Annotated in this window: 5 protein-coding genes; 2 read left to right on the top strand and 3 right to left on the bottom strand. The window is 73.9% G+C overall.

Annotated elements, in window-relative coordinates:
- Positions 1-364: 364 nt before the first annotated feature.
- The 3 genes from ML01_RS06630 to lexA all read right to left on the bottom strand — a co-directional run bounded on the left by ML01_RS06630 (position 365) and on the right by lexA (position 4,081).
- A complete protein-coding gene (locus tag ML01_RS06630; protein ID WP_058554601.1) occupies positions 365-1,819 on the bottom strand; it encodes a DNA polymerase Y family protein in 1,455 nt (484 codons plus the stop codon).
- 277 nt (positions 1,820-2,096) lie between these two features.
- Positions 2,097-3,209 carry a translesion DNA synthesis-associated protein ImuA gene (imuA, locus tag ML01_RS06625; protein WP_058554600.1) on the bottom strand — a complete coding sequence of 371 codons (1,113 nt, stop codon included), beginning with the start codon at positions 3,207-3,209 and terminating at the stop codon, positions 2,097-2,099.
- 218 nt (positions 3,210-3,427) lie between these two features.
- Complete coding sequence (gene lexA / locus ML01_RS06620; protein WP_058554599.1) at positions 3,428-4,081, bottom strand: transcriptional repressor LexA; 654 nt, start codon at positions 4,079-4,081, stop codon at positions 3,428-3,430.
- Positions 4,082-4,361: 280 nt separating this feature from the next.
- Between lexA and ML01_RS06615 the strand changes: the two genes are divergently transcribed.
- Together ML01_RS06615 and ML01_RS06610 are read left to right on the top strand one after the other, a co-directional pair.
- The gene (locus tag ML01_RS06615; protein ID WP_058554598.1) at positions 4,362-6,938 is read left to right on the top strand and encodes a tetratricopeptide repeat protein; all 2,577 of its coding nucleotides are present in this window, start codon (positions 4,362-4,364) and stop codon (positions 6,936-6,938) included.
- A gap of 706 nt (positions 6,939-7,644) precedes the next feature.
- Positions 7,645-8,091: a DUF29 domain-containing protein gene (locus ML01_RS06610; protein ID WP_058554597.1), complete on the top strand. Its 447-nt coding sequence runs from the start codon at positions 7,645-7,647 to the stop codon at positions 8,089-8,091.
- The last annotated feature ends 134 nt before the right edge of the window (positions 8,092-8,225 follow it).

Below are 8,225 nucleotides of genomic sequence, written 5' to 3'. Positions count from 1 at the left end.
TCGCGAAACCAGTGCAGCTCTGTGGCCGTGTTGACCTGGAGGTCAACACTCCAGTCAAGCCCGTCAACATCGCGAACGTCCGATTACGACCACGACACTCGAGGCCGGGTCGGGCCGGTCCGGGCCGGAGAGCCGACCTCCAGGCCGGAGAGCCGACCTCCAGGTCGGAGAGCCGACCTCCAGGTCGGCTCCGCAGTCGCGAAACCAGTGCATCCCGCTCTGTGGCCGTGTTGACCTGGAGGTCAACACTCCAGTCAAGCCCGTCAACATCGCGAACGTTCGATTACGACCACACTCGAAACGGCTCGTTGTCGTTGTCGTCTTCGACCACGCTCAAAGCTCGATGCCGAAAACAACCCCCCGCTCACCCCGCCGGCGCCGCCCCGAACACCCCGTGCAGGAACCAGCCGCCGCTGCCGCGCAGGTCGCGATACACCCAGAGCCGCTCGCCATCGGCGCTGCGGGCGACGTAGTAATCCCGCGCCACGGCAAAGCCGTCCCACCAGCCGGTGTCGATGCGCTCGCAGCCGGCGCCCAAGTCCAGCGGGCCGTCGAGGCAGGGGCGGCCGTCGTGCAGCGCCAAGGGCAGCGGCTCCGCCAGGAGCCAGAGCGGCCGGTCGGCGCGGGCGCCCGGCGGCACCTCGAGCGGCTGCTGCGGCGTGCGGCGTCGTTGCCGGCCGGGCGCATCCAAGGCCGGCAGCTCGGGCTCGCAGGGCCGCGTGGCCCGCTCCGGGCGATGGTCCGGCGCCGTCGCGAGCCCCTGCACCGCCGCCGCGCCGAGCCGCGCCCGCAGCCGGTCCAGCAGCACCGGGTCCGGTGCCGTGCCGGCCGGGTCATCGGGCAGCAGCGGAAGATCGCGCGCGGCCAGCGGCTGCACGGGCTCGCTGCCGAGGCTGATGGCCCGCACCGGTGCCGGCAAGGTCAACCGATCCAGCCGCTCGCGCAGCAGATCGAGCCAGTGCCGCGGGTCCCGCGCCGGCGCCGCGGAGCCGAGCCGCAAGCGCGTCGCCGGCAGGTCCGCGTGGTGCAGCCGCCAGCCGAGCTGCCGCACGCCGGCCTGCCGCGCGAACAGAAAGCCCCCCAGCTCGTCGATGAGCCGCCGGCACGCGAACACCAGCGCCGGCGCGTCCGGCACCTCCGCCGGCAGCTCCAGGCTGGCGCGAAAGCGCTGCGGCGGCACGAAGGCCCGGCGCGGGTCCGGCCGCTCGCCGAGCAGGCGCTCCAGTTGCGCAAGCCGCGCGAGGCCGAAGCGCTCCGCGAGCCCGGCCCGCGGCAGGCGCAACAGCTCCCCGACGCGCACGAGGCCCATGCGCTGCAGGTCATCGAGCTCCGCGGCCGTGAAGCCGAGCGCCGCCACCGGCAGCGCCGCGAGCGCCCGGCGCAGCGCGGCGCGGTCTTGGATGATCGCGGCGTCCGCGTCCTCCGCGGCCCGACCGAGCCCGGCGGCGGCGAGCACCAGCGCCGCACCCGGCGTCGGCGCCAACACGCAGCGCGCCCGCCAGCCGAGCGCGCCGATGCCCTCCAGCACCCGCCCGCGCAGCGCCGCGGCGCCGCCGAAGAGCCTGAGGCTCCGGCCCGCCTCCAGCACCAGCGCCGCTGGCGGTGCCAGGCTGACCTGGTCGCTGAAGGCCATGGCCCAGGCACCGAGCCGGGCCAGCGCCGCGCGCTCCGCGGCCGGCTTGCGCGGCAGGATGCGAAGCTCCGCCACCAACGCACGCGCGGCGGCGTCCGGCAGGCCGGGCAGGATGCCGAGCCGGGCGGCGGCGGCGTTGCGGGCGAGGATGCGCTCATGCTCGCTGACCGCAATCGGCGGCTGCATCGCGTGAGCGCCATCAGCCGCGACGCAGTGTCCGACTGTGGGAGCGGCTTCAGCCGCGACGCAGCCTCCAAGCATGGTTGTGGGAGCGGCTTCAGCCGCGACCGAGCGCCCGAGCATGGACGTGTGAGCGCCATCAGCCGCGACCGAGCGCCCGAGCGTGAATGTGGGAGCGGCTTCAGCCGCGACCGCGACCTCCGGCAGCCCCCGGGTATAGACCTCCAGCGGCAGCGCCGGCAGGTGCAGCGCGAGCCATTGCATGGCAGCAGCCTACCCGGGCTCAGCGCCGCGGCGGGCCGCGCCGGTGCCTGCCGCGGCGCGCGGCAGCCGCGAGCGCCCCGGCACCGGCCGCGGCCACCAGCCGGGTGTCGTCGCGCTGTGCCGGCGTCGGCGCGGGTGCAGGACGTGCCGCGTCCTGCCGATCTGCCGCCGGCCCGGCCGCGCCCTCGGGTGCATCGACATCCAGCCGCGGCGGCCGGGGCGGCTCGCCTTGGGAGGCCGAGCGCGCATCCGGTGCGCGCCGCGTCGCCGCCGGCCGCGGTGCAGGGGCGGCAACGGCCGGGCAGCTCGGCGCGGCGCCATCGATCCGCGCAGCCGCGCCGCTGCCCGCGTTGGCGCCGCCTTCGGGCACGACAAGGCCCCGAGCGGCGTCCCCGACCTGCCCAGCCGAGCCGGCCTCGGCCGCAGGTGCGCGTGCCGGCGTCTCGACCGCATCGGCCCGGCCCGCGGCCGCCGGCTCGGCATCCGCCCGCGCCGGCAGCCACAGCCGCTGCCCGGGGCGACCGCCGCGCTGCTTCAGCAGCGTCACCTCCAGGCCATCGTCGCGGGCGCCGACCTTGAGCCGGAGCGCCGCCGGCGAGGTCTCGCCCGCCGCCGCGGGCGGGCGCAGCAGCAGCGCCGGCAGCCGGTGCTCCGCGGCGGCGAGCTGCAGGCGGCGCAGCGCCGCCGGGGTCCAGCAGGCCGACGGCCGGCCCCGGGCGCGTCCAGTTGGCGCCGCGGGCGCGGTCCAGGCCAGCACCGCGGCGCAGGTGCCGGAGCCGAGCCCCTGCTCCGCCGCCCAGGCGCCATCGGCACCGGCACGCACAATCAGGATGCGCCGCAGGTCCAGCCCCGCCGCCGCCAGCGCCGGCGCAAAGGGCAGGTGCGGCGGGTCCACCCACAACAGCCAGCGCGGCTGCCGGCTCAGCGCCGCCAACAGCGGCAGCAAGAGCGCGAGCGCGGCCCCCTGGTGCGCCGTCAGCACCTCGCTCAGCCCGCCCGCCGGCCAGCCGTGGCCGGCCAGCGCCGCGTCCAGCGCCGCAAAGCCGGTGGCAAGCCCCATCGGCGCTGCCGCCGGCGTGGCATGGCCGCGCCAGAGGTCGGCGCGGGTGGCGAGGAGCTGATCGAGCTGCATGGTGCTGCCGTTGTCCGCCTGATGATGGGGCCCGCATCGCCCCGCTGTGCCGACGACCGAAGTGCCAATGCCCGGAATGCCGAACGAAGCGGCCGGAGCGCCGACCGAAGCGCCGACCGGAGCTTCCGCCGGAGCACCGGCCAGAGTGCCGGCCGGAGCGCCGACCGGAGCTTCCGCCGGAGCACCGGCCGGAGTGCCGACCTCCAGGTCGGCACGACCTACAACCGCCGCGACTCGCCCCCGCCACGCCCGCTCACCCCCAACCGCAGCACACCGACGCCAAGCCCCTCAATCACCAGCGCCTGTTCGCGCAGATCCACGACGATGGGCGCAAAGTCCGGGTTCTCCGGCAGCAAATGCACGCGCCAGCGCCAATTGGCCTGGCGCCGCAGGCGCTTCACCGTCACCTCGTCGTCGAGCCGCGCGACCACGATCTGCCCGTCCTGCGCCTCCGGCGTGCGGTGCACCGCGAGCAGATCGCCATCCAGGATGCCCGCGTCGCGCATGCTGAAGCCGCGCACCCGCAGCAGGTAATCCGCCCGCGGCCGGAACAGGTCCGGGTCCAGCCGGTGATGCTCCTCGATGTGCTCGGCGGCGAGGATCGGGCTGCCGGCGGCGACGCGGCCCACCACCGGCAATGCCGGCTCGTCATCCGCCGGCGCCAACAGCCGGATGCCGCGCGACGCCCCCTGCTGCAGCTCGATGACGCCATGCCGCGCCAGGGCCTTGAGGTGGTCCACCGCGGCGGTGACGGAGCGGAAGCCGAAGGCCTCGGCGATCTCCGCCCGCGTCGGCGGATAGCCCGTCTCGCGCACATGCCGGCGGATCAGGTCCAGGATCTCTTGCTGGCGGGGGGTAAGCCGGTCGGACATGGGCGCGGCCTCGGTGGGGCGGATGAACTGTCATTTTAGACAGCTTCCGCCGCTTCGCAAGCGCGGATTCGTGCGCGCAGGGCCGAGGGCCAAGGGCCAAGGGAGCCCTCCTCGGCCCTCGGCCCTCGGCCCTTCCTCCCCAAAGCGCCCTGTCGATGCGAAGCTTGCCCCACCCACAAACACTTCGACGCCGTACAGCCATCTAGGGGCGCTGCCCTTGACGCGCATCGGGATTTCCGTGAGCCTTGCAACCTGTTCCACAGGGATCGAGACCGCGGCCATGCCCCAATCGGATCAAGCCCCAAGCCCCGCCGCCGCCGCGCCCGGGCCGCCGAGCCCGGACGGCCGGCCGCGCTATTTCCTGTCCGCCGTCAGCGGCGAGTTCGGCCATCTGCGCCGGCTCGCCGCGGACGTGCTCACCAAGCTCGGCTGCGAGCCGGTCACGATGGAGACTTGGGCCACCGGCGCCGGCGACCTGCGCGCGCTGCTGCGCCAGAAAATCGACGCCTGCCACGGCCTGATCCAGATCGTCGGCGACGCCTACGGCGCGGAGCCGCCCTACGCCGCCCTCGCCGAGCTGCACGGCGCCGACCCGGACCCGTTCGCGCACTTCGGTACCGTCAGCTATACCCAGTACGAGCTGCACTACGCGCTGGCCAGCGGCAAGACCGTCTGGGTCTTTCCGGCCGCAACCAGCACCGACCCCGCCACGCCCGGCCCCTGCCGCGACAAGGCCCTGTCCGATCTCGACCGCCCGCACGACAAGCCCGGCCAGCCGCCGCACCCAGACCCGGACGCCTACCAGGCCGAGCGCCGCCGCCGCCAGCGCGCCTACCGTGCTTGGCTGGAGGCCAGCGGCCGGCTCCGCCACAGCTTCAACAATGCCGACCGCTTCGAGCTCTTGCTCAAGGACATCCGCGACGAGGTCGAGGCCCTGCGCGAGCGCCTGCTGGACAACCAGCGCCGGCTCGCCGACGGCCAGTCCCGCATCGAGGCCAAGCTCGACCGGCTATCCGCGCAGCAACAGATCACCGCCGCGCGCATCCGCGCCCACCTGCTGGACGCCGTCGAGGGCACCTACCAGCGTGAGCTCAAGGCCGCCGAAGAACCCGCCGACTGGCAGCAGCGCGAGCGCCTGCGCCAGGCCGCGGAGACCCAGCGCAGCGCCCAGCTCACGCGCATCGACGAGGTGGCCGCCTCCTTCGTCGAGATCGAGCAAGGGCCGAACGCCACCGAGGTCTTCCAGGAGCTGACCCGGATTCTGGACGAACAAGGCGTCGGACCCGCGCTGGCCTACGTGGAGTCCAAGCGCGGCGGCATCCTCGCCCAGGTGCAGGCCATCCAGGCCAGCGCCGAGCAGCGCATCCGCGCGGCCCTGGCGCCGCTGCTCAAGGCCGCCCAGCTCTACGCCGCCGCGGGCGACGCCGAGCAGGCCCGCGCCACCTACCGCGACATCCTCGCGCGGGCGCCGGACTGGCCCGAGGCGGTGGAGGCAGGTTTCGTGTTCCTCATCGACCAGGGCGACCTCGCCAGCACCCGCGCCACGCTGGCCGCCGCCAAGGCCGACTTCGACGCCGCCCGGCGCCTCGCCGAGCGCGCCGCCGCGCTGGCGCCGCCGGACGGCGCCGGCCAGCAGGCCGCCGAGCGGCGCATCGGCGTCGCCGCCAACTGGCAAGGCAACATCGCCGTCGCCGAGGGCCGCCTGGACGCCGCCGCCGCGCACTATGCCGAGTACCACCGCATCGCCGCGCGCCTCGCCGCGGCGGACCCGGCCAATACCGGGTGGCAGCGGGATCTGTCGGTGTCGCACAACAAGCTCGGCGATGTCGCGGTCAGCCAAGGTCGGCTCGACGACGCCGCCCGCGCCTACGCCGCCGGGCTCGCCATCCGCGAGCGCCTCGCCGCGGCGGACCCGGCCAACACCGGGTGGCAGCGGGATCTGTCGGTCTCGCACAACAAGCTCGGCGATGTCGCGGTCAGCCAAGGTCGGCTCGACGACGCCGCCCGCGCCTACGCGGCCGGGCTCGCCATCGCCGAGCGCCTCGCCGCGGCGGACCCGGCCAACACCGGGTGGCAGGACGATCTGGCGATCTCCCACGAGCGCACCGGCGACATCGCCGTCGCCCAGGGGCGGATCGAGGACGCCGCCGAGGCCTACGGGAAGCGACTCGCGGTTTTCGATGCCTTAACGCGCAAGGATCCGAGCAATAAGCGCTGGCAGCGCGAGCTGTCCGTCTCCCACAACAAGCTCGGCGATGTCGCGGTCAGCCAAGGTCGGCTCGACCACGCCGCCCGCGCCTACGCCGCCGGGCTCGCCATCCGCGAGCGCCTCACCGCGGCGGACCCGGCCAACAAGCAATGGCAGCTCGACTTGGCGATCTCGCATGAGCGGCTCGGCGAAATATCCGTCGCGGAAGGGCGCCTAGACGATGCGAAGCGCCATTACGAAACGGAGATCGCCATTGCCGAGCCCATCGCCAACGACGACCCCGCCGACCTCGGCAAGCAACGATTCATTTCCGTTGTCTACAACAAGCTCGGCGATGTCGCGGTCAGCCAAGGTCGGCTCGACGACGCCGCCCGCGCCTACGCGGCCGACCTCGCCATCGCCGAGCGCCTCGCCGCGGCCGACCCGGCCAACACCGAGTGGCAGCGGGACTTGGCGGTGTCGCACTACAAGCTCGGCGATGTCGCCGAGCGGCGCGGCGACACCGACGGGCTGCGCACCCACTGGACCGCGATGCTCGCCGTGTTCGACGGGCTGATCGCGCGCGGCCTGCACGTGTCGCCGGCGGACCTGGAAGGGCTGCAGGCGATCCGCGCCCGTGTGGATGAGCTTGATCGCGCCGCGCCATAGGTCGGCTCTGCCTCGGCGGCCACCCTGGTCGGACTGATGATCGACGCCGCTCTGCCGCCAATGCAGCGCAGGCGGCAGAGCCGCGAAGAGGCATGCCGAGTCAGAGCCTCGGCACGAGACATGACCAGTGGCGCATCTGCTTGTCTGGTGCCGAGGCTCCGCCTCGGCACCGAATTCGGCGGCTCTGCCGCCAGTGCACGACTCGGGGCGGCAGAGCCGCGAAGAGGCGTGCCGAGGCAGAGCCTCGGCACGAGACAATTCTGGCCTCGTGACACCGCTCCGCGGTGTAACGCATCGCCGGGCGCGGATCGCCGAGTGCCGGCGTGCATAGGGGCGCTGCGTCCGCCGCCGAGGCGCCCCGCCTCGGCGCGGGTTTCAGCGGCTCTGCCGGCCTTGATGTCTGGTGCCGAGGCTCCGCCTCGGCACCGAATTCGGCGGCTCTGCCGCCAGTGCACGGCGCGAGGCGGCAGAGCCGCGAAGAGGCGTGCCGAGGCAGAGCCTCGGCACGAGACAATGCTCTTTCTTCCCTTTGCGCCTCTGCGTCTTTGCGCGAGCTTCCTCTTCTCGTGCTTCCCTCTGCGCCTCTGCGCCTCTGCGCGAGCTTTCTCTTCTCCCATGGCACGCGTGCCGAGACACGCGGACAGCGTGCATCCCGGCACGGACCATGGCACAGTCGCGCCGTCAAGCTGCTGTCCGATTCGCCGCCATGAACGCCGCTGAAACCCTCTACGAGCAAGACTTCCACGCCTGGACCGAGGAACAGGCGCGGCTGCTGCGCGCCGGCATGACCGGCCGGGCCGACCTTGCCCACATCGCCGAGGAGATCGAGACCTTGGGCGCGAGCGAGCGACGCGAGCTGGAGAGCCGCCTCAAGGTGCTGCTGCAACCCCTGCTCAAGTGGCGCCATCAGCCCGAGGCCCGCTCCACCGGCTGGGCCGGCACCATCGCCGAGCAGCGCGACCAGCTCGACACCTTGCTGCGGCAGAGTCCGTCGCTCTGCCGGCTGGTGCCGGAATACATCGGCTACGCCTACCCGAAGGCGCGCCGGGCCGCGGCGCTGGAGACCGGGCTGGCGCGGGAGGCCTTCCCGCCGACCTGCCCGTTCACCGCGGAGCAGGCACTGGACCCGGACTTTCTGCCCGGCGCCGTCTAGCCTGGCGCGAGCTGGCGTCTAACCTCGTGGCACCGCCCGCTGGCCTCGTGCCACCGCTCCGCGGTGTCACGCATCGCCATAGGCGGCAGCGCCGCGCAGCGGCAGCCCCTTGCAGCTTCGGCGTTGGCGCCGCG

Source organism: Thiohalocapsa sp. ML1, assembly GCF_001469165.1.
Lineage (GTDB): Bacteria > Pseudomonadota > Gammaproteobacteria > Chromatiales > Chromatiaceae > Thiohalocapsa.
The sequence above is the reverse complement of the archived record's forward strand: the minus strand, read 5'-3'. Positions and strand labels throughout refer to the sequence as shown.

Excerpts from the sequence above, each read along its gene's own strand:
- ML01_RS06630 (WP_058554601.1), bottom strand. The coding sequence starts at position 1,819 with ATGCAGCCGCCGATTGCGGTCAGCGAGCATGAGCGCATCCTCGCCCGC.
- imuA (WP_058554600.1), bottom strand. The coding sequence starts at position 3,209 with ATGCAGCTCGATCAGCTCCTCGCCACCCGCGCCGACCTCTGGCGCGGC.
- lexA (WP_058554599.1), bottom strand. The coding sequence starts at position 4,081 with ATGTCCGACCGGCTTACCCCCCGCCAGCAAGAGATCCTGGACCTGATC.
- ML01_RS06615 (WP_058554598.1), top strand. The coding sequence starts at position 4,362 with ATGCCCCAATCGGATCAAGCCCCAAGCCCCGCCGCCGCCGCGCCCGGG.
- ML01_RS06610 (WP_058554597.1), top strand. The coding sequence starts at position 7,645 with ATGAACGCCGCTGAAACCCTCTACGAGCAAGACTTCCACGCCTGGACC.